The 19115-nt window shown below is 53.6% G+C and carries 18 protein-coding genes and 2 pseudogenes; 12 read left to right on the top strand and 8 right to left on the bottom strand.

The window, feature by feature from the left end; genetic code table 11:
• Nucleotides 1–281 precede the first annotated feature (281 nt).
• From ACLHIL_RS02825 to ACLHIL_RS02790, 8 genes and pseudogenes are all read right to left on the bottom strand, one after another.
• Entirely contained in the window at nucleotides 282–716 is a 435-nt protein-coding gene (locus ACLHIL_RS02825; protein WP_411296434.1) for a GNAT family N-acetyltransferase, read from the bottom strand.
• Complete coding sequence (locus ACLHIL_RS02820; protein ID WP_411296433.1) at nucleotides 706–1842, bottom strand: LacI family DNA-binding transcriptional regulator; 1137 nt, start codon at nucleotides 1840–1842, stop codon at nucleotides 706–708. The genes ACLHIL_RS02825 and ACLHIL_RS02820 overlap by 11 nt, the downstream gene beginning before the upstream one ends.
• A gap of 89 nt (nucleotides 1843–1931) precedes the next feature.
• A complete protein-coding gene (locus ACLHIL_RS02815; RefSeq protein ID WP_411296432.1) occupies nucleotides 1932–2834 on the bottom strand; it encodes a dihydrodipicolinate synthase family protein in 903 nt (300 codons plus the stop codon).
• Complete coding sequence (locus ACLHIL_RS02810) at nucleotides 2828–3205, bottom strand: anion permease (RefSeq protein ID WP_411296431.1); 378 nt, start codon at nucleotides 3203–3205, stop codon at nucleotides 2828–2830. The genes ACLHIL_RS02815 and ACLHIL_RS02810 overlap by 7 nt, the downstream gene beginning before the upstream one ends.
• Nucleotides 3157–4236, bottom strand: a pseudogene (locus ACLHIL_RS02805) (DASS family sodium-coupled anion symporter); the annotation flags it as partial. The gene ACLHIL_RS02810 and the pseudogene ACLHIL_RS02805, both read right to left, overlap by 49 nt.
• A gap of 561 nt (nucleotides 4237–4797) precedes the next feature.
• Nucleotides 4798–4932 carry a hypothetical protein gene (locus ACLHIL_RS02800; RefSeq protein WP_411296430.1) on the bottom strand — a complete coding sequence of 45 codons (135 nt, stop codon included), beginning with the start codon at nucleotides 4930–4932 and terminating at the stop codon, nucleotides 4798–4800.
• A 6-nt stretch (nucleotides 4933–4938) separates the two neighbouring features.
• Nucleotides 4939–5097 (bottom strand): annotated as a pseudogene (locus tag ACLHIL_RS02795) (3-carboxy-cis,cis-muconate cycloisomerase); the annotation flags it as partial.
• A gap of 11 nt (nucleotides 5098–5108) precedes the next feature.
• A complete protein-coding gene (locus ACLHIL_RS02790; protein ID WP_411296429.1) occupies nucleotides 5109–5798 on the bottom strand; it encodes a lyase family protein in 690 nt (229 codons plus the stop codon).
• A 429-nt stretch (nucleotides 5799–6227) separates the two neighbouring features.
• Between ACLHIL_RS02790 and ACLHIL_RS02785 the strand changes: the two genes are divergently transcribed.
• From ACLHIL_RS02785 to ACLHIL_RS02730, 12 genes are all read left to right on the top strand, one after another.
• Nucleotides 6228–6362 carry a hypothetical protein gene (locus ACLHIL_RS02785; RefSeq protein WP_411296428.1) on the top strand — a complete coding sequence of 45 codons (135 nt, stop codon included), beginning with the start codon at nucleotides 6228–6230 and terminating at the stop codon, nucleotides 6360–6362.
• A gap of 65 nt (nucleotides 6363–6427) precedes the next feature.
• Entirely contained in the window at nucleotides 6428–8752 is a 2325-nt protein-coding gene (locus ACLHIL_RS02780) for a hypothetical protein (RefSeq protein WP_411296427.1), read from the top strand.
• A 21-nt stretch (nucleotides 8753–8773) separates the two neighbouring features.
• Complete coding sequence (locus tag ACLHIL_RS02775) at nucleotides 8774–9820, top strand: HAD-IIA family hydrolase (RefSeq protein ID WP_411296426.1); 1047 nt, start codon at nucleotides 8774–8776, stop codon at nucleotides 9818–9820.
• A complete protein-coding gene (locus ACLHIL_RS02770) occupies nucleotides 9810–10127 on the top strand; it encodes a hypothetical protein (RefSeq protein ID WP_411296425.1) in 318 nt (105 codons plus the stop codon). Before ACLHIL_RS02775 ends, ACLHIL_RS02770 begins: the two co-directional genes overlap by 11 nt.
• Nucleotides 10128–10158: 31 nt before the next feature.
• Nucleotides 10159–11013, top strand: a complete 855-nt coding sequence (locus ACLHIL_RS02765) for a TlyA family RNA methyltransferase (RefSeq protein ID WP_411296424.1) — start codon at nucleotides 10159–10161, stop codon at nucleotides 11011–11013.
• A gap of 15 nt (nucleotides 11014–11028) precedes the next feature.
• Nucleotides 11029–11880, top strand: coding sequence for an NAD kinase (locus tag ACLHIL_RS02760; RefSeq protein ID WP_411296423.1), 852 nt, complete (start codon nucleotides 11029–11031; stop codon nucleotides 11878–11880).
• Nucleotides 11877–13577, top strand: coding sequence for a DNA repair protein RecN (gene recN, locus ACLHIL_RS02755; RefSeq protein ID WP_411296422.1), 1701 nt, complete (start codon nucleotides 11877–11879; stop codon nucleotides 13575–13577). The genes ACLHIL_RS02760 and recN overlap by 4 nt, the downstream gene beginning before the upstream one ends.
• Nucleotides 13578–13584: 7 nt before the next feature.
• Nucleotides 13585–14763: a putative cytokinetic ring protein SteA gene (gene steA / locus ACLHIL_RS02750; RefSeq protein ID WP_411296421.1), complete on the top strand. Its 1179-nt coding sequence runs from the start codon at nucleotides 13585–13587 to the stop codon at nucleotides 14761–14763.
• An 11-nt stretch (nucleotides 14764–14774) separates the two neighbouring features.
• Entirely contained in the window at nucleotides 14775–15803 is a 1029-nt protein-coding gene (locus ACLHIL_RS02745) for a copper transporter (protein WP_411296420.1), read from the top strand.
• Nucleotides 15800–16621: a hypothetical protein gene (locus tag ACLHIL_RS02740; RefSeq protein WP_411296419.1), complete on the top strand. Its 822-nt coding sequence runs from the start codon at nucleotides 15800–15802 to the stop codon at nucleotides 16619–16621. Before ACLHIL_RS02745 ends, ACLHIL_RS02740 begins: the two co-directional genes overlap by 4 nt.
• Before the next feature lie 6 nt (nucleotides 16622–16627).
• Complete coding sequence (gene murJ, locus ACLHIL_RS02735; protein ID WP_411296418.1) at nucleotides 16628–18217, top strand: murein biosynthesis integral membrane protein MurJ; 1590 nt, start codon at nucleotides 16628–16630, stop codon at nucleotides 18215–18217.
• A gap of 5 nt (nucleotides 18218–18222) precedes the next feature.
• Entirely contained in the window at nucleotides 18223–18882 is a 660-nt protein-coding gene (locus tag ACLHIL_RS02730; protein ID WP_411296417.1) for an NUDIX domain-containing protein, read from the top strand.
• The last annotated feature ends 233 nt before the right edge of the window (nucleotides 18883–19115 follow it).

The following is a 19115-nucleotide window of genomic DNA, read 5'->3' as shown; positions in this document are numbered from 1 at the left end:
CGATGGTACTGCACCCGCGAGGGTGTGGGAGAGTAGGACACCGCCGTCACACAACCACATAACAACACATAGGCGCGAAGAGAAAAAACACTTCTCTCCGCGCCTAACACACACCCAAAAACACACAGACTATTTAGGTGGACAGGGCCGTCTGCCTATAAGTGCATAAATACGAAGAGGTGATTTCTTATCCATAGCGGGACGATTACTTTTTCTAATCGCTAGTGGAAAAGGAAAACCTAGCAAGATTATCGTATCTGGCAAGACAAGAAAGCTTGCTGTTAACGATTAGGATTGTTGAATCGCAGAAAACAGCGAATTTGCCCAGAATCTTTATCCCAGTCACGGGCTTCTACGAATCCTGCTGATTCATAAAAACGGCGTTGGTACGGTTCTGCGTCCGTGATGAGCACATGTTGGCGACAGTGATGAAACGGTGCAAATACCGCCTCTATGAGTTGTCGCCCAATACCGCAGTGCTGATAATCGGGATGAACAAGTATGTCTTGCAGATATGCGATTGTGTAGCCATCGCCAATAATTCGGGCAAGACCAATAAGTTTCCCCTCGTCATTACGCGCAGTAACAAGGTAACGAGAATTGGCAATACCGGCAAATAAAGATTCTGCATTGTCAGTATAGGAACTCCAGCGCACCGAATCGTAAAGCGCTATTAGCTCTTCTTGATCTGGAATCTGATTTTCTTCAAGAATCATGCTGGCAACTCCGTTCTATAAGAGAGCCGCGCCGCTCAATATGCGCTGTCAGGTAATGGTTGCGAGAGTCTATTTCCTCACCGGCAATACGTTTAAGAAGGAGCTCAGCCGCTAAAGCGCCCATCTCAGACATGGGCGCAACAAGAGCGGTCATGCCCGGACTCCACAGGGAATACCACTGGGGATCGTCATAAGCGACAACAGAAATATCCTCAGGGATACGTATATTGTGGCGCGATAATGCACACACCACACCTGAGGCAATACGCGGTGAGGAGGCAACGATGACGCTGGGCTGCCACCTGTGGTGGTGATCTGTATGCCCACCTTCTATTTGCGAGTTGGTTTTCTGTGTTAGGGAAGCCGTATCTGCGTTGAATATCTCATCAATGGCTGATTCACCCCACTGTTGGGAATACTCGCCACATAAGACCTGCACTCGTCCTGCCGGTGACTCAACGCCTCCTTGCTCTGGCACGACCAAGCCAAAAGGGGCACAGGCCAACCGCATGCCATTAAGGCGTTCACGAGTTGTTGAATGATGTGGATTGCCAATGACGATAGCAATATCTCGGTGTCCAGCATGTAGCACAAGATTCATGAGCTCGAAGAAACCGTGTTGCTCATCGCAGAGTACAGCAGGAGCCTTGCTATTAATCGAGTAACGGTTAAGCTGAACGATCGGAATATCGTCAGGGAGAGTAACCTCATTACTGGATGGAACGTTGATAATGCCGTCAACATGCATATCGACGAGTGATTCCAAGGCAGCAAGCTCCTGCTGAGGAGTATTAGCTGTTGATACCAGTAGCTGAAATCCTGCCTGGACGAGCTTTTCCGCAATGACAGTGGATGCTTGCGCATAAAACTCATTGAGCAGGTCAGGCAGAATTAATCCGATAAGACGCGTGGATCGAGAGCGCAGACCACGAGCGAAAGGATCTGGTCGGTATCCCAGCTTTGTTACCGCATCAAGCACACGTTGGCGTGTTTCCTCGGCTACGGGCCCAGAGTTATTCAGTACCCGCGAGACGGTCCCTGTTCCAACTCGTGCCAGTGAAGCAACATCGCGCAATAATGGGCGAGCGCGTGGGCCAGAACGAGATTCATTATGATCCTGACCCACGTTGCGCCCTCCCTTATAAGATCTGTACTGGTACCGATCTTACAATGAACAGCGTCCTTTGGAGAGGAACAGGGGTATCTCGCCTGCGCTCAGGTTAGGCTCTGGTCAGCGTGAGCGAGAGCAGTACGGCATTCGTCCCATGCATTTTCTGGTATGGGAGAAAGCGGAGGAATGGGGGCACCTACGTCAAAGCCTCGGATGGATAATGCTGCTTTGATGAGCGCAGCTAAGGAATACTTTTGGAATAGTTCATTAATAGGCCACAGAGCACGCTGTAACTGCCATAACCTATTGTGATCTCCCTGCTGATAGGCATCCCACAGAGCGATCGCCGCCTGTGGAACGACGCAAGCTGGACCAGCCATCCACCCAACACCGCCTAGCTCCATAACGCTTGCTGGGATATGTGCCGAAGCAGAGAAGAACTTTATCCTATCTCCGAGCCGGTTAGAGATACTCAATTGATATCCCGTTACTCCAGAGGCGTCTTTCATATATTGAACCGTTGGTAGCTCGGCGAGTCGGCACACAACATCTATCGGAATTCCTCCATTGAGTCGAGGGTTGGTATATAGCACTACTGGAAGATCCGTTGCGGTAGCGATTGCCGTGAAAAACTGTTCGATTCCGCTGGCAGAAACAGGAAAATAATGTTGTTGAATGGCGACTAATCCGTTGGCACCTAATGCTGCCATCCGTTGCGCCTGAGTTGCTGCGTCATGGCAAGAGAAGGCGGCGATACCAGGAATGACGGGGACTCGTCCGGCAGCCTCATCAACCGTGATTGCAACGATACGTTCACGCTGCTCCTGAGTGAGGTACATGACTTCGCCCGTCGATCCCAGTGGAGATAACCCGTGGACGCCACATTCAATCAGATATGAGACAAGTTGCCGCAATACCGTTTCGTTGACCTCATTTTCTGCAGTTAATGGCGAGACGAGGTATGGGATGATCCCCTGAAATTCCGGTTGAGACGAGGACGTCACCATAATCCAATCACCTTCATCCAGGCACTTCCGATGCCCATCCACACTGCAATTGACGCGATAGAGGCTATGAAGCTCACGCGCCACCATTGTGAAACAGTATTGTAACCAGATCCAAACAGACCTGGCGAGGCTCCGCCAGAGTACTGCGTCAAGGATGTGAAGAGATTGGAAATGAATGCTAGGACAAGGGCAGCCATCAAGGGCGGAGTACCGATAGCGATGGCAGCTCCGAGGAAAGCCGCATACATAGCTGTGATGTGTGCTGTTGCTGAAGCGAAGAAGTAATGCGAATAGAAGTAGAACAAAGTCAGGATGATGAACCCTACAATCCAGTGCATTCCGCTGACAGATCCAGCAATATATTTCGACACCCACGCCATGGGCCGAAAGCTGACAGTGCGTTTGCCATCATGACGAGAATGGCAAACCAGATCATCGTATCCCAGGCAGATTTTTCGCTAATGACGTCATCCCAGGTTAAGACGTTAGTAAGAATTAAAACGGCTAGTCCGATGAATCCGGCTGTGGTTGCTGGCAGCGCCCACAAAGCATCTGCGACGGTCCACAAGAAGAGCAGCAGAACGAAAGTGCCTGCCATAATGATCTCGTCGCGAGTTATCCGCCCGATTCTCTTAAGTTCAGCTTTTGCCATTTCCACGACTTCTGGAGTGCGTTTTAGCTCCGGTGGATATACGCGGTAGACGACGTAGGGAACGACTAATAATGCTGCTACTCCTGGAACGATAGAGGCTAATGCCCATTGCCCCCAGGTGAGACTCACGCCTGCGGAATCTGCTGCAAGGGCGGCAATGAGGGGATTGCCGGTCATAGAAGTGAGGAACATTGCGCAGGTAATCGCGTTTACTTGCCCGACGTTAATGGCGAGAAATGCTCCGGCGCGACGGGCAGTTGGCCCTGGTTGGGAATCGTAGGTTTCAGCGACAGAACGCATGATGGGATACATGATGCCAGCTCCGCGAGCAGTGGCAGATGGAATAGCGGGGGACATGACTAAATCGGCGAGTGCTAAGCCGTAGGAGACGCCAAGCATGTGGCCACCGATTTTTGAGACAAACCATAAGGCTATGCGTCTGCCAAGACCCGTTTTGATAAAGCTCCGTGAAATCAGGAAAGCAGTGACGATAAGCCAGATTGTGGAGTTGCCAAAGCCGGACAGTGCAGTGACTTTTGCGTTTTCTGTTGCGCTTAACGGGGTGACTCCGATGAGTGCGCCCACGAGCATGCCGATAACAGATACCGCTCCCATCGGCATAGGTTTGGTAATAATAGCGATAATAGTGGCGCTGAATACCGCAAACATCGTCCAGGCATGTGACGTGCTCGCTGCCGGATGGGGGATGAGCCAGATGAGGAATCCGGCAGCAATCGGAACGAGGTAACGCCATAGCCGTTGCGATACGGTTGCCCCGACACTATGTGTGTGCTAAGCAGATGTTTTAGCTGCGCGCTCTTTCCTGGGATCGCGCCGTGGAGTGTGAGACATGTTCATTTTCTCCTGTTGCTGTGAGCTGGCAGGTTAGTTAGCTGCTGAGGCTAAGGTGTGGAGAGCGGGAGAGAGATCGAGGCACTGGGTGTCGTTCCAGCGGTCAATTGCAGCGCCAACCATGAGTTCTGCTTCGCCGATGTAATCTTGGGCGGTGACGAGCGGATCTGGTAATAAGTGATCTTTTCCTTGTTCGCGTGCGACTTCAGGGAGAACATCGGCGAGGATTCGCCCGCTCAGGCGTGCTCGGGTGGCAGCTTCGTAGACTAAATCGTGAGCATTTTCTCAGCCCATTGCGGCTGCTAGTTGGATCATCTGTGCTTCAGCCATAATGAGGCCGCCATCGAGCGTCAGATTTTGTATCATCCGTTCGGTATCTACTCGGAGTCCTGCAGCAGCTTCGTTGGCAGCAAACAGTCCAGAACTAGCCAGGCAGCCTAATTGTGGGATGATGAGCCATTAGGCTTGCCATTCTCCGGCTGCTCGTTCGTGCCCTGCTTCTTGCATCCGCACCAGAGATGACGCCATTGCGCCAGCGCAGGCTGCCACTCCGATCATTAGTTCGGAGGATATGGGATTGACTTTCTGTGGCATTGTGGACGAGGCACCCCGGTGTGGATTGTAGGGTTCAAATACTTCACCGATTTCCCTCCAGGATAAATCGACGATGTTCCGGCCAAATTTAGCTAATGTTCCAGTCAAGGAGGCGCATGTCCAGCCGAATTCGGCAAGAACATCACGGTCGGTATGCCACGGGATGACGGGATCCGTTAATCGGAGTATGCGGGCAAGGTGGGCGCGAATCTCAGGTGATTTTTCCCTTGAGCGGCATTGGTACCGCCTGCGCCAAATAGGGATATGACGCGAACTCGTTGATGTGTGGCAGGGAGCCGTTCGCGTTGGCGGCGTACCTGATCGAGGAGCGTTGCTAGTGTTGCGCCGAAGGTGGTGGGAACGGCTTGTTGGGCGTGTGTGCGCCCCGGCATGATCGAGTGTGCGTGTTGGCGGGCATGTGTTGCTAGCGCATCGCCGAAGCGTTGCAGTTGATGGTCAAGGTATTCGACGGAACGGCTCATTTGTAGCGCCAGACCTGTATCCATGATGTCTTGCGTTGTTGCCCCGTAGTGGACGCGCCCGTTTGGACCTTCGGGTAGATGCGCAGAAATTTGACGAACTAACCCAAGGATGGGGTAGCCGACGTTTTTACCGACTTTCCATAGCTCGTCTCGGTCAATATTTTCTAATACTGCTGCGCGTGCGATGTGTTGCGCCGTGTCTGGATCAATAATTCCTAGCTCTCCTTGAGCTAGTGCTAGACCTCGTTCGGTGGCTAACCAGGATTCTATTGCGGAATCTGCAGACCATAGTGTGTTTTGTTCTGGGTCTGTGGCGAATTGCCACATCAAAGAGAAAGGACTGTGTTGTTGAGTTTGGCTGGTCATTTTCGGGAGATTATTCATGGGTTGTTCTCCTTAGGCGACGGTGCCGTAAAACAATTCTTATGGAATCGTTACCATAATAATAGAATGTGAGAAGTAGATCCGCAATACCTTTTATGTATATAAGGCGTATATTCAAGTATGCGATCGCTTTTCTAATCTTTATGGAATCGTTGTTATCAGGATTTTTTGGTGTGAATATAGGTGTTATCACACGTTTCTATGGGGGGGGGGAATTTCGCTGACGCGGCATGCGCCAAAGTGTCTACGCTGTACCGGAAACTGAAAATGTGTAGATAGCAAGTGCCTGGGGAAGAATTAGGAAAAGAGAACTCCTTGGAGGAGTGATTTCCTGTGTGTCCACCTAGACAGTCCATATACGGTAATCGCTATGCGGCGCCACTGGTAGCACTATATGACAGAAAACTATGGATGAGCAGAGGAGAACAGATGCTATGGGGTTCACTCGTTGGCATATTGCAGGAATATTACGGGATCATGCCAGAGAATAACGTTCGTATCGTTGCTTTAGTTGAGTTGTCGCTAACAGCACGCTCAGCTAGGCAATACATTCCGGTATTCTAGGTAGGTACGCCGTATCCTCGGGAATCCCGAGTGGCGCTGTTTGATAACTGAACCGTGAGGATGTCATGTCTGATAGAGAATATAACGATCGTTCTGGGCGCCCGCAGAAGAAATCCTCCGGTTGGCAACCGGCCGCACGCGATGGTGGTTCCTCCCGTCGTGGTCGTTCGCAACGCTTTGCTTCCCATGCAGATGGGTGGTCCCGCGATGGCCGCGGTGCTGCTCGTCGCAATGATGACCGAACGGCGGGGCGCGGTGAAGCCCGCTACTCTCGGGAAGGTTCAGAGCGAAATGGCTACGCCCGAGAAGACCAAGGTCGGGATGGAAAGTCATACGGCAGTTATGAACGTCGAGGGAATGGGCGTCGTGGATATGGGTCGTCTGCCCGTGCTGCTTCTGGTGGTTATCGGCGCTGGGAAAACACGGATGGCGGCGAACGGCGTTGGTCGCGTGAGCGCGATGGTGAGCGTTCAGAGAATCGACGTTTCTCGGATCGGGATACGCGGCGAGAATATCGTGGTAACCAGTGGTCCGACGCAGACGGCCGCAAGCGCTATGCAGGCAGTGGGCGAGATTCTGCTACGCAACGGGATTCCTGGCATGGTCGCACTCATAACTGGGATCGAGACGATCGTCGCTCGCATAATGCGTATTCGGACGGGAAACGCCAGTGGGCGCGTGAGGATAATACGAAGCGTGGCAGCGGGGAACGCACACAGCGTTTTGACTCGCGTCGAGGGCAATCTCGCTATGGTGAGAATCGATATGACCGTTATGAAAACGCGCATGTTAGATCCCGAGAAACCGAGCGTCATGACGGATACCGAGTGGAATATCGCGAGGGAAACCGAGGTTCTCGCCGGTATGAGGATTCTCGTCGGTCAGCGGATTCGTTCTCTGACAGGCGTTGGAGTGGCTCACGTTCGGGCGGTGAATCTCGCTTTAATCAACGCTTTGACGAGCGGCGTCAATCCCGCGATATGCAACGGGAAATGCCCGAAGAATACGGTGTGGGACGAGAAAACTATGAGGGAGCGGCCTCGGATTACCGTTTCCGTGCCGAGCATGGGCGCGATGAAGATCGCAGATACGCCGATCGTCCGCGTCCTGGGCGCTCTCCGCAGCGGGAACAAAAGGAGATAGGGGCTTCAATAGCCGATATTCCACCGTCAATTACCCCGGAATCCTTGGATGGGGCAGCCCGGAAACATTTACGTTCTTTGAACCGCGATAATGCCGATTATGTTGCGCGGCACCTCGCTTATGCCGGTGAAATGCTCGATATTGATCCAGAGGTTGCCTATCAGCATGCCCGAGCCGCATACGGGCGTGCGGCGCGCATTGATATTGTGCGGGAAGCGTTAGGGTTAACGGCTTATGCCACGGAACGCTACTCGGAAGCACTCCGCGAACTGCGTACCTATCGTCGAATGAGTGACGACTATACGCATGTGGCGATTGAAGCGGATGCGGAACGCGGTCTAGGACGTTCGGAGAAAGCCTTGCGTTTTATTGAAGGTATTGCCCTTAATCGACTCGAACCGCAGGCACAGATCGAACTTGCATTAGTGACCTCGGGGGCGCGCGCTGACATCGGAGATAGTGAAGGCGGCTTACGGGTAGTAGAGAAAATTATTATTGACCAACTCCCTCGGGAATTAGCGGCGCGCGTGCAACTCATTAAGGCAGATCGACTAGAAGAATGTGGTCGAACGGAGGAAGCGGCTGCATTGCGCGAACAGTGGGAGCCAGTGTATTGCGATGTCGGCGGGGATATGATGATTGATCTCGACGACGTACTCGATGATTTGGTAGATACCTCGGCAACTCATAGTGCGCAGACGGTTGGATCTAATACTGATAATGAGGGACTGCAAGAGAGCGAATCCGATCGGGAATCCGATCCGCACGACCTATGGGCAGACGCTATTGACACAGCGGATTTCTCGGAGATTGACGGACTGGATGAGGACTACGTCGTAGCTGAAGAAAATGACCGAGCTGGTGGCAAAGAAACCGGAGCTGACGCTGATCCTGAATATGCAGACGAGCCAGAGGGAAACGCAGATAACGCGGATAGCCGCCAGGAAAAATATGCGAGCCTAACCGATGAGCGTGCGAATCTGGGCGATGATGACGAAGGCGAAGATGTAAATGCTGACGAGGAAGACGCAGAGTTAACCGACGAAAAGGATACGGCTATCCCCGAGATAGATCCAGAATTATTCGATGAGTACAGTGCTGACGATAGCGATGAAAACGACCATCATGGGCGCACCGACCGCGGCATTGGTGGCGATCGTGAAGATACAACTGACCTAGATGAGCTCAGCGATCTCGATGGTCTTGACGCTTACGTCGATCGCACTCGTGAGGATGACGAGGACTAACAACAGCGAGGATTGACAACAATGGCGACGCTATTATCGAGTGAGAAGCCGCTGAGTAGCATGCACGACTATCTCTTACTCGATTTAGACGGTGTATGTTATCGGGGATCGCAATCAGTGCCGTATGCAGCTCAGGGCATTGCGCTGGCGCGTCACGCTGGAATGCGTACTGCTTTTTTGACGAACAATTCCACACGAACGGCACAGGCAGTAGCCGACAAACTCACTGAGCACGGTATTCCTGCCCATCCCCACGAGATATACACCTCCTCACGCACCGCAGTCCGTCAGCTCTGCCAACATGTGCCTCCAGGCGCTAAAGTCCTGGCCCTAGGAACAGAAGGCCTATTTGCTGAACTAGCCCAAACAGATCTGCGCGTCGTCACATCTGCAGACGAACACCCCGAAGCCGTAATCCACGGACTCAGCGCCGACATATCCTACCGTGAGCTATCCGAGGCAGCTTTGGCAATCCAAGCTGGAGCACAGTACATTGCCACAAACCTCGATGCCACCACCCCGCAAGATCGTGGGAACATGCTAGGTAATGGGGCGATGGTGGCAGCAGTGGTCTGCGCAACTGGGGTCCAGCCACTATCATCTGGAAAGCCAGCACCGGATATGTATGTTCTTGCCATGGAAGAAACTGGCGCGCGCAATCCGCTATGCGTTGGTGATCGCTTGGATACAGATATTGCCGGTGCCAATGCAGCAGGATTCGCTTCGTTACACGTACTAACAGGAGTGGTAAGCGCTCGCGATGTGCTGTGCGCACCACCGGAATATCGTCCATCGTATCTGGGGATTGATTTATCTGACGTGAATCGTCCAGCTCCTGAAGTGATCTGTGGAACGCGGCGGTGGTGCTGTGGTGCGTCGGTAGTGGAAAATGATGCGGCACAGATTCTTCTCAACGGTGTGCCTTTTACCGTGCAGTGTGGGCATTACCAGATAACGCTCAATGATTACCGTGCTTTGAGCGCGGCATTCTGGGCACTCTATGACCGCGGTGAAGCGGTGGAGATGAGCCAGATACCGCAATGTGAGGTGGTGCGTGATGAGCAGTAAGCGTCGTCGTCATCGGCCGACGGCAAGCCCGGCAAAACCCGTGCGCAGTCAAGCACCGGCTGGGGATCTCTCGTCGGGGCATGTGGGCGCGCGTGTGCAAACGGATACGTCGGGTAATGGCATATCGCAGCAATCAGGGCAAGGAGCATCGGCTCGCCCCGTTCCGATGCCGCCAGCACAATATCGACAGACGTGTGATGTTTCATCATTGTTAGCTGAGCTGGAGGATGCCAGTATTGATGAGCAGATTGCTACTTTGGAGCAGATTCATCACGAGTTATCGAATCGTCTCAGCGGTATCCGGTAGCTAGCACTGAAAGAAAAAGAACGAAGCGGCAATGGCAAACTTTATTCGCGTAGACGCAGAGCTTGTTCGACGAGGTATGGCTCGTTCGCGTACTGAAGCGCAGGAGATGATCACTGCTGGACGGGTCACGTTAGGCGGGACGCTCGTCACGAAGCCGGCCCGCCAAATGACAAAAGATCAAGCTCTTGTGGTATCCGATGCTGATCGGGTTGAATATGCTTCACGCGGGGCTTACAAACTGTTAGGTGCGCTCGAAGCGCTTGGCGAGAATGCGCCGCAGATTCGCGGGGTACGAGCATTGGACGCTGGTGCCAGCACCGGCGGTTTTACGGATGTGCTTTTGCGCCGTGGTGCTCGGGAAGTTGTGGCAGTAGATGTGGGCTATGGTCAGCTCGCTTGGCGGTTACGCGAAGATCCGAGGGTGTGTGTGCGTGAGCGAACTAATGTGCGCACCTTAGAACCGGCGGATGTTGCTCCAGCTCCGGATTTAGTGGTGGGGGATCTGTCTTTTATCTCCTTAACTCTCGTTATTCCTGCGCTCGTGCGATGTGCCAGCGAGAGCGCCGATTTTTTGCTGATGGTTAAACCGCAATTTGAGATCGGCAAGGAGCGGTTAGGAGCAGGCGGCGTCGTGCGTAACGTGTGCCACCACGTGGAAACGGTGTATCGGGTTGCGCGATCAGCTCAAGAAGCAGGGCTGACGATTTGTGCGGTTGCGGCCTCGCCGTTACCTGGGCCTAAGGGAAATGTAGAATACTTTTTGCATATGAAAGCAGGCGGTGACGCGGACCGTGACATTGGGGATAACCTCTTAGCGGCCATTAAAACCGCAGTACGATCAGGTCCAGCAGGCCCAAGCGCTGAACTGGATACGATGGAACTGTGAGTGAAGGAGGAGCAAATGAGTGTCAGTGTCGGTATCCTCACCCATGAGACGCGCGAAGACGTCATCGCTTCTGCTGATACTGCTGCTCAACGTCTGCAACAGGCCGGCGCACACGTATGCATTATTGATGAGGCAACTGATCTGACGCATATCGACCTGATCTTAGTCATTGGTGGTGACGGCACGATCTTACGTGCGGCAGAACTTGCCCGTCTCGATGAAATACCCATTTTGGGGATCAATTTTGGGCACGTGGGTTTTTTGGCGGAAGCTGAACCCTCGTCGCTTCTTGACGTCGTATCCGCCATCGTAGAGGGGCGCTGGTCTGTCGATTCGCGGTTGACCATTGATATTACGGTGACTGAACCGGATGGAACAGTCCATCACGACTGGGCGTTGAACGAGGCATCTGTTGAAAAAGGTCCGTATGCGCGCATGTTGGAAGCCGATATTGGGGTAGACGGTCGTGGTTTATCGTCCTTCAAAGCAGATACCGTCTTACTTTCCACTCCGACGGGCTCTACGGCATACAGTTTCTCGGCTGGTGGCCCGATTGTTTGGCCAGATGTGCAGGCTCTGTTATTAACTCCAATTGCTGCGCATGCCTTATTTGCCCGTCCGCTAGTGGTATCAAAGGATTCCACGTTAGAGGTAGGTATTCGCAGTGAGGACGCGGTTGTGTGGTGTGATGGGCGTCGTTCAATCGCAGCTCCTGCTGGATCACGTATTACTGCTGTTAAAGGCGCGCATCCGGTGCGCTTAGCTCGGTTAAATGATTCCCCATTTTCTGGTCGCCTGGTACGGAAATTTCATCTACCAGTCAATGGGTGGCGAACAAATGTGATGTATGAAGAGAACGACGAATGATTGAGCAGCTCGATATTTATAACCTGGGAGTCATCGAAACAGCTAATGTTCGCTTCGATTCCGGAATGAACGCCATTACTGGAGAAACCGGCGCGGGGAAAACCATGGCGTTGACCTCGCTTTCTTTGCTGATGGGAGGCAAAGCGGAAGCGACTCTCGTGCGTGCGGGGGCCTCCGAGGCTGTTGTTGAGGCAACGTTTCTGGTTGCAGCGGATTCCCCAGTGGTGGATATTGTGCGTGAGGCCGGCGGGCAGGTGGATGAGGCTGACGGGGATCAGGTCGCGGTGATTCTCGCTCGCCATATTCCGGCGTCGGGGCGTTCGCGCGCGTATGCTGGCGGGCGTGCGGTTCCTATGGCAGTTTTAACTGATATTGCACAATATCTGGTGACGGTACATGGTCAGGCAGATCAGATTAAACTCCGCAGCGAAGCCCAACAGCGCAGAGCCCTTGATCGTTTTGGTGGTGAAGAATTAGCGCAGGTGGCTGCGCAATATTCTCTCGCTTGGCAGCGGCGTGAGCAGGCGCAACGGCAATGTGAGGAGTTTCGTTCTGCAATGCGCCAGGCTGGGGCCGAGCGTCTTGCGTTGGAAGCTCTTATTGCTCGCGTTGATGAGGTTGAGCCGCTTGCTGGGGAAGAAGATGAACTACACAGTCGCATTCTTCGCCTTGAGCATAGCGAAGAACTCCGCGTGGCCTTAGCACAATCTTCCGAGGCTTTAGACGGTGGCGATGAATATGCCGGAGCGGTAAGCCTGGTCGGGCAGGTACGTCAGCTATTAACGTCGTTACCTGATATTAATACAGATATAAGTGACATGGCGGCGGAAATCGCTGAGGTAGAAGGAATACTGGCAGATATTTCGCAGCGGATCGCCACGCAACTCCTTACTATCGATGCCGACCCGGAGGAGCTAAATCGGATTCATCAGCGCAGATCCCAACTCAGAGCGTTACAGCGAGAGCTGGGCATGTCAATAGATGAAATTATTCATCAACGTCAGATAGCTGAGCAGCGACGTGAAGCCTTGAGTCTGCCGGAGGAACATCTCGCCCAGCTCGAAGGCGAATATGAGCAAGCAAACGATCATATGTTAGCTGTAGGTAGGCAACTGACGAAGATTCGCCGTGCGGCAGCAGATCGTTTGGCAGAACAGGTGACCCTAGAGCTGCATCAGCTAGCCATGAAAGATGCCACATTTATTGTTGAGATGACGGAACGGGAAACTCCAGCGCAGCATGGATGCGATACTGTGGTCTTTCATTTGAGCGCCCATGCGGGAGCGCGACCGCTCCCATTGGATACAGCAGCATCAGGTGGTGAAATGTCACGCATCATGCTGGCATTGGAGGTCACGCTTAATGCGGATCCGCGCCCAGATCACACCTTTATTTTTGATGAAGTAGACGCTGGTATTGGCGGGAAAACAGCACTTGAAGTCGGGCATCGATTAGCGCGTATTGGTCGTCATGCCCAGGTGCTTACCGTCACCCATTTGGCTCAAGTGGCAGCGGATGCAAACTGTCATATTGTGGTCCTGAAACACTCTGATGGGCATACTGCACGTACTGATGTGCGCGTCGTGCGTGATGAGGAACGCCATGCGGAGCTTGCCCGGATGCTTTCGGGGCATAGTGAATCTGAGGCCGCACTCACTCATGCCGTTGAGTTACTTCAGGCCGCGAATATGCCATGATGATGGAATGGCATTCATTCGTAGGCGTAAAAGCGACGAACCGGCAACCGGCGATCTGCGTGGCACAGCGCGGATAGGTTCTCGCACCAAGCATCTTGTTAAGCGTCTCCAAGCGGGCGATATTGCCGTTATCGATCACGAGGACATGGATCGTATTGCTGCAGAGGGGCTTGTGGAGCGTCGCCCCGCGGCAGTTCTAAACGCTGCCCAGTCCACGTCGGGGCGCTATCCCAACCTTGGCCCGCAAATTCTGGTAGAGGCAGGCATTCCACTCATTGATAACCTTGGCTCGGAAATCATGGATTTGCGCGATGGCAGGGAGATACGAGTTACTCCGGAGGGAGAAGTCTACAGTGGCGATTCGTTGATCTCTCATGGGCAAGTTCAAACTGCGCAAACCGTTGCCCGAGATCAGGAGGCTGCTCGGACCGGAATGGCAGTGCAACTTAAGGCCTTTGCCAACAATACGATGGAGTACTTAGAACGGGAACAGGGGCTGATTCTTGATGGCTCTGGTATGCCAGATGTCTCAACCCGTTTTGAGGGTCGCCATGCGCTCGTCGTTGTTCGCGGGTATCGATATAAAGAAGATCTGGATACCCTGCGCCCGTATATTCGCGAATATCGCCCCTTAATGATTGGGGTGGACGGAGGCGCCGACGCAATTTTAGAGGCCGGATACGATCTCGACATGGTGATTGGCGATATGGATTCGGTTTCGGATGACGCTCTGCGTTCGGGAGCGGAGGTTGTGATCCATGCATATCGAGATGGGGCCGCCCCGGGGCGTAAACGCGTGGAGGATCTCGGCGTAGAGCACCATATTTTCCCGGCGACGGGAACCTCGGAAGATATTGCTATGCTGCTAGCCGATGCGAAAGGCGCATCGATGATTGTGGCAGTAGGTACACACTCGAACCTGATGGATTTCTTAGATAAAGGCCGACGCGGGATGGCTTCGACGTTCCTGACGCGGCTAGCTGTCGGGTCAAAACTTGTCGATGCGAAGGGCGTATCGCGCTTGTATCGCTCTCGCATTTCTAACTGGCAAATTGCACTGTTGTTGGTGGCGGGTTTGACGGCAATTATTGCTGCGTTAGCTGCTACACAGGTTGGTCGAATTACTTTCGATCTGCTTCACGTGTGGTGGTCAGATTTCGTCTTCTGGTTCAAGAATCTGTTTTAGGTGGGCACACTGTGGTTGATTTTCGATATCACTTAGTTTCTCTGATCTCCGTCTTTTTTGCGTTGGCGATCGGTGTGATTCTCGGGGCTGGCCCGTTGCAAAATTCTATCGGCAATGTGCTACAAGGTCAGGTCAGCGATCTGCGGGTAAATAATGAGAAGCTCAAGGCGACGAATGCTGAACTGCAATCCGTTAATGAGGCCCATGATCGGGTATTTGACGAGTTAGCACCGGAGCTGATGAATGACGTGTTAAAAGGTCGTGCCGTGGCGATTGTGGTATTGCCAGGGGTGAACGATTCCGTCATCACTGCCGTATCTGATCGGTTGTCTGAGGCGGGAGCTACCGTGACCGGCAAAGCGAATGTGCAAGAATCCTGGACGCTAGCACGACAGACGACATTCCGTTCTTCTTTTGCCGACCAAATCAAGTCCTACGTCACGAGTGCCGCAAACGTCTCCGATACCAATACGATTTTAGCCCTGGCGTTAGATCAGCTTGCCCGTGGCGGGCGCAACGCCAATGAAACGCTCGCAGGATTGATGACTGGCACGGATTCGCCGATGCTCTCCATTGATGGGTTAGAAGCAAAGTCGGATGCGGTGGTTGTTCTTACTGCTTCTGTTAAGCCAAATGGGAGCAGCCTTGACGCAGATGAAAAGGCCCAGGCGGAATACGATGCGACAACTTTTACCGCGCTCAGTGCTGAGTTAAGCAATCATGGGCCGACGGTTATCGCTGGTCCGATGCAAAACGATGGAGATATCGTCCGGTCGTTGAATGAATCCAATGCTGATGTTTCGACAGTGGATACCATCGAATCTGCAATTGGCGCTATCAACTGTGTCCTCGCGGTACAGGCTGAGCTCAATAACTCAGTTGTGCACGTTGGCTTTGATGGTAGCGCGCAGGACGTCATCGCTCCTCGCCCCTTAGTGAAGGCAGCGCCACAGCCGGCAGATAAACAACCAGAGCCGCAGCCAGCTCCCGCGCCTGCTCCGGCGCCGACGGCAGAGAATCCGGCAACGAGTGGCTCATGATCCCCGCTCTCGCTGGTGTTCTTGGCTCACGGATTGCCCGTGCCGTATGTGATCGTCGTGATTTAACGAGCTGGAAACGGAAGTCGTATTCCGGTAAACAGGTCTGTTTAAGCGGTGGGCTTGATTTACTTGCCGGCGTGACTGCTGCCAATTGTGCGGGCAGTTTTGCTCAGCCGAGATACCGCGCTGCGTGTTTGTTAGCGACGGGGAGTGCCGGTTTGGCAGGGTATATTGACGACCATTGTGAGGATCGCTTTCCGGCGCATGGTAAAGGGTTTCGGGGGCACCTCGGGGCACTTCGCCGAGGTCAGCTTAGTTCGGGAGCGGCGAAGATTGCGATTATTGGCACGGGGGCAATGATGAGTGCTGCCTGGCTGGAGGTCTGTGGTCTATCTGGCTCAAATAGGCCTAACGGAGCACGTGATCTTCGCGTTCGATTTGCCTCTGGGCTGGTTAATACCGCCATTATTGCGCTGAGTGCTAATACGTTTAATCTTCTTGATCTGCGCCCGGGGCGCGCACGCAAAGTTGCTATTTTGCTTGGTGTGCCCACGGGAGGGCAGGTTGGTCGGGATACTGCGGTGGCAGCGGCGGCAGGGATTGGTGAAGACCTCCTCGGACGGACCATGCTTGGCGATTTAGGGGCGAATGTGCTTGGGGCGCAGCTAGGAATGGGATGGACCCGCAGTTCCCTGCCAGTGCGTTGCGTGACCTTAGCTGTCTTGTTAGGAGTCAACGTTGCTGCAGAGCGGGTGTCTTTTTCTCAGTTGATTGAATCGACTCCCGTTTTGCGGGAATTCGACATGCTTGGGCGGTAGCTCGCTATGCGTAAGGTCGTGATCGGAGCGGCAGGCATCGTTTCGGCTTTGACCTTGCTTTCGCGGTTTTTTGGTCTGCTGCGTAAACTCGCTCAATCTTGGGCTATGTCGGATTCGCTGGTTGCCACCGCATACGATACGGCCAATACCGTGCCGAATGTGCTATTTGAGGTGGCTGCTGGGGGTGCTCTTGCCGGAGCTGTTATTCCGGTCTTGTCGCGCTATCTCGCTCATCCGACTCATTATATGGGGGATGAATCAGAGTCGCAGCAGCGACTGAATCGGGCTGCTTCAGCGATGGCAACCTGGGTGCTGCTCGCGGGTATTCCTCTGGCTGTGATTGTCGCCGTGGCTGCCGCACCAATAATTTCAGTAGTTATTCCGGCCGCTGATCCGAGTGTTCACCAGTTAGCGACGAATCTTTTGCGGGTATTTGCTGTGCAGATTCCGCTGTACGGGCTGTCCGTCGTTTTCACTGGCATATCCCATACCTATCAGCATTTCCTGCTTCCGGCGTTATGCCCGCTGCTGTCATCATGCGCGGTAACAGCAACTTTTATCGGCTATTCCTTATGTGCTCCGACGTTTATTGATCCGGCTGATTTATCCTGGTCGCAGGTGGCGTTATTAGGGTGGGGAACGACGGGTGGTGTCGTGCTTTTTGCGCTACCACAGTGGATCGTGGTGCGCCGCTTTGTTTGTTTGCGACCGACCTTGAGTTTTCCTGAGGGAGCGGGGCGCGCAACGATTCATCTTGCGGGCGCTGGCCTGGCCGCGATTATGGCCCAACAGATTGCCATTGTGGTGATGATGGTGACGGCGAATGCTAATGGCGGGACGGGGGCATACGCTGTATGGAATTACGCTTTTGCGGTGTTTCTCGTGCCGTATGCAGTGCTGGCCGTTCCTATTGCGACGGTGGTTTTTCCGCGAATTGCGCGCTGTTCAGATGTGCAGCGTATGGCGGAGCTGACGGCGCGTTCTACTCGGTTGATACTGATTGCGGGAATAACGGCTGCGGGATTGCTCTTTGCTTTGGCCAAGCCTGCGCAAGTTGTGATTGAGCTGGGGCAGCCGATGTTAGGGCTAGATACTGCCTTGCGTGCGATGGCTCCCGCATTGCTGGGATACTGTTTGCTCTATCACGGGGCGCGAGTGTGTTATGCGGCGCATGCGCCGCGACGAGTTGTTATTGCCAATACGATCGGATGGCTCAGCGTCGTGCTGGGTGGTCTAATTGTTCATATTGCGCATATTCACGGGCGGGTTCCGGTGCTCATTGGGCTGGGAGGCGCCTTATCGGTGGGAATGACCCTAGGGGCAGCCGCAATGTTATGGCATCTGTACAGGCAGCTTGGCAAGGCGGCATTAGCTGGGGTAGCCAGGCTAGTAACGCGGGTAATTCCTGTGGTTATCGTGGCTAGTGTGATTGCGTGGTGGGTGAGCGATCAGATATTAACGCTAGCTGGTGGCACGGTAACGTCTGCGATTATGGGGGCTTTTGCCGGAGCGCTCATTATTATTGGTGCGGCAGTGCTGGTGTTACGTCGGGATAGAAGTGCAATATCACTGTTACGGGGTAGCGCGATAGACTAACAGGCATGACATTGCGCGATGAATCAGCCCTAGATCATGTTGTGGTGTGCGAGCGTCACCAGGTATATCACGGGGCGATTTTCGATATTTACCATGACGAGATCCGGTTTGCTTCCGGCGATACGGCAGTGCGGCAGTGGATGGATCATGACGATGCAGTAGCTATTGTGGCCTTGCGGCCGGTTACCTTGCCAGGCGGGCACGCACAGCGAGATGAGCGCGATCCGTCTATGTGGGAGATTCTTCTTATCCGGCAGTATCGCCATGCGCCACAACGGATAATGTGGGAGATCCCAGCCGGTTTGCAGGATATTGCGGGCGAACATCCGGTGTGTACAGCGGCGCGCGAGCTCGCTGAGGAAACGAGTTATCGCGCGGCTCGCTGGTATCGTTCCGTCGCTTTCGTTACTTCTCCGGGATGTTCCAATGAGGATCTTCAGGTGTATCTCGCTTTTGATGTGGAACCGTGTGAGGTGTCCTTTGTTCGGGAAGCAGAGGAAGCGGAGATGACTCAGCAGTGGGTTAATCTCGCTCAGGTGCTTGAGGCGGTAATGGCTGCAGATCTTAGGAGTCCAACTCTGGTAGCTGGTGTGCTTGCCGCAAGTATTGCCCTACAGCGCGGTCTGGCTGGATGTGTTGACGTGACGGGTGAACTTGACGGGTAAGAGAGTCATACTGAGGCGGTTGCTGCCTGAGGCTCAGCCGCTACAGCTAGTGAGCTGGGTGGTTCGGATTGTGGATGGGTACAGGCGCTGACGGCTCTCTGCGTGTCGGCAGGAGGCACGGCGTGGTGGTGTCCGTCACCAATAAAATATGAAAAAGATATGCTGATAGTAGTCAGTTTTGGGAGCAGATGACGGTGTTTTCCTGAGCGCTAGCAGGATTCATTTGTAATGAT

Origin of the sequence: Trueperella sp. LYQ143, assembly GCF_046599595.1 — a bacterium.
GTDB lineage: Bacteria > Actinomycetota > Actinomycetes > Actinomycetales > Actinomycetaceae > Trueperella.
The sequence above is the reverse complement of the archived record's forward strand: the minus strand, read 5'-3'. Positions and strand labels throughout refer to the sequence as shown.

Coding starts and splice junctions, on each gene's coding strand:
- ACLHIL_RS02825 (WP_411296434.1), bottom strand. CDS start 716: ATGATTCTTGAAGAAAATCAGATTCCAGATCAAGAAGAGCTAATAGCG.
- ACLHIL_RS02815 (WP_411296432.1), bottom strand. CDS start 2,834: ATGGTGACGTCCTCGTCTCAACCGGAATTTCAGGGGATCATCCCATAC.
- ACLHIL_RS02800 (WP_411296430.1), bottom strand. CDS start 4,932: ATGCCACAGAAAGTCAATCCCATATCCTCCGAACTAATGATCGGAGTG.
- ACLHIL_RS02790 (WP_411296429.1), bottom strand. CDS start 5,798: ATGAATAATCTCCCGAAAATGACCAGCCAAACTCAACAACACAGTCCT.
- ACLHIL_RS02785 (WP_411296428.1), top strand. CDS start 6,228: ATGCTATGGGGTTCACTCGTTGGCATATTGCAGGAATATTACGGGATC.
- ACLHIL_RS02780 (WP_411296427.1), top strand. CDS start 6,428: ATGTCTGATAGAGAATATAACGATCGTTCTGGGCGCCCGCAGAAGAAA.
- ACLHIL_RS02775 (WP_411296426.1), top strand. CDS start 8,774: ATGGCGACGCTATTATCGAGTGAGAAGCCGCTGAGTAGCATGCACGAC.
- ACLHIL_RS02770 (WP_411296425.1), top strand. CDS start 9,810: ATGAGCAGTAAGCGTCGTCGTCATCGGCCGACGGCAAGCCCGGCAAAA.
- ACLHIL_RS02765 (WP_411296424.1), top strand. CDS start 10,159: ATGGCAAACTTTATTCGCGTAGACGCAGAGCTTGTTCGACGAGGTATG.
- ACLHIL_RS02760 (WP_411296423.1), top strand. CDS start 11,029: ATGAGTGTCAGTGTCGGTATCCTCACCCATGAGACGCGCGAAGACGTC.
- recN (WP_411296422.1), top strand. CDS start 11,877: ATGATTGAGCAGCTCGATATTTATAACCTGGGAGTCATCGAAACAGCT.
- steA (WP_411296421.1), top strand. CDS start 13,585: ATGGCATTCATTCGTAGGCGTAAAAGCGACGAACCGGCAACCGGCGAT.
- ACLHIL_RS02740 (WP_411296419.1), top strand. CDS start 15,800: ATGATCCCCGCTCTCGCTGGTGTTCTTGGCTCACGGATTGCCCGTGCC.
- murJ (WP_411296418.1), top strand. CDS start 16,628: ATGCGTAAGGTCGTGATCGGAGCGGCAGGCATCGTTTCGGCTTTGACC.
- ACLHIL_RS02730 (WP_411296417.1), top strand. CDS start 18,223: ATGACATTGCGCGATGAATCAGCCCTAGATCATGTTGTGGTGTGCGAG.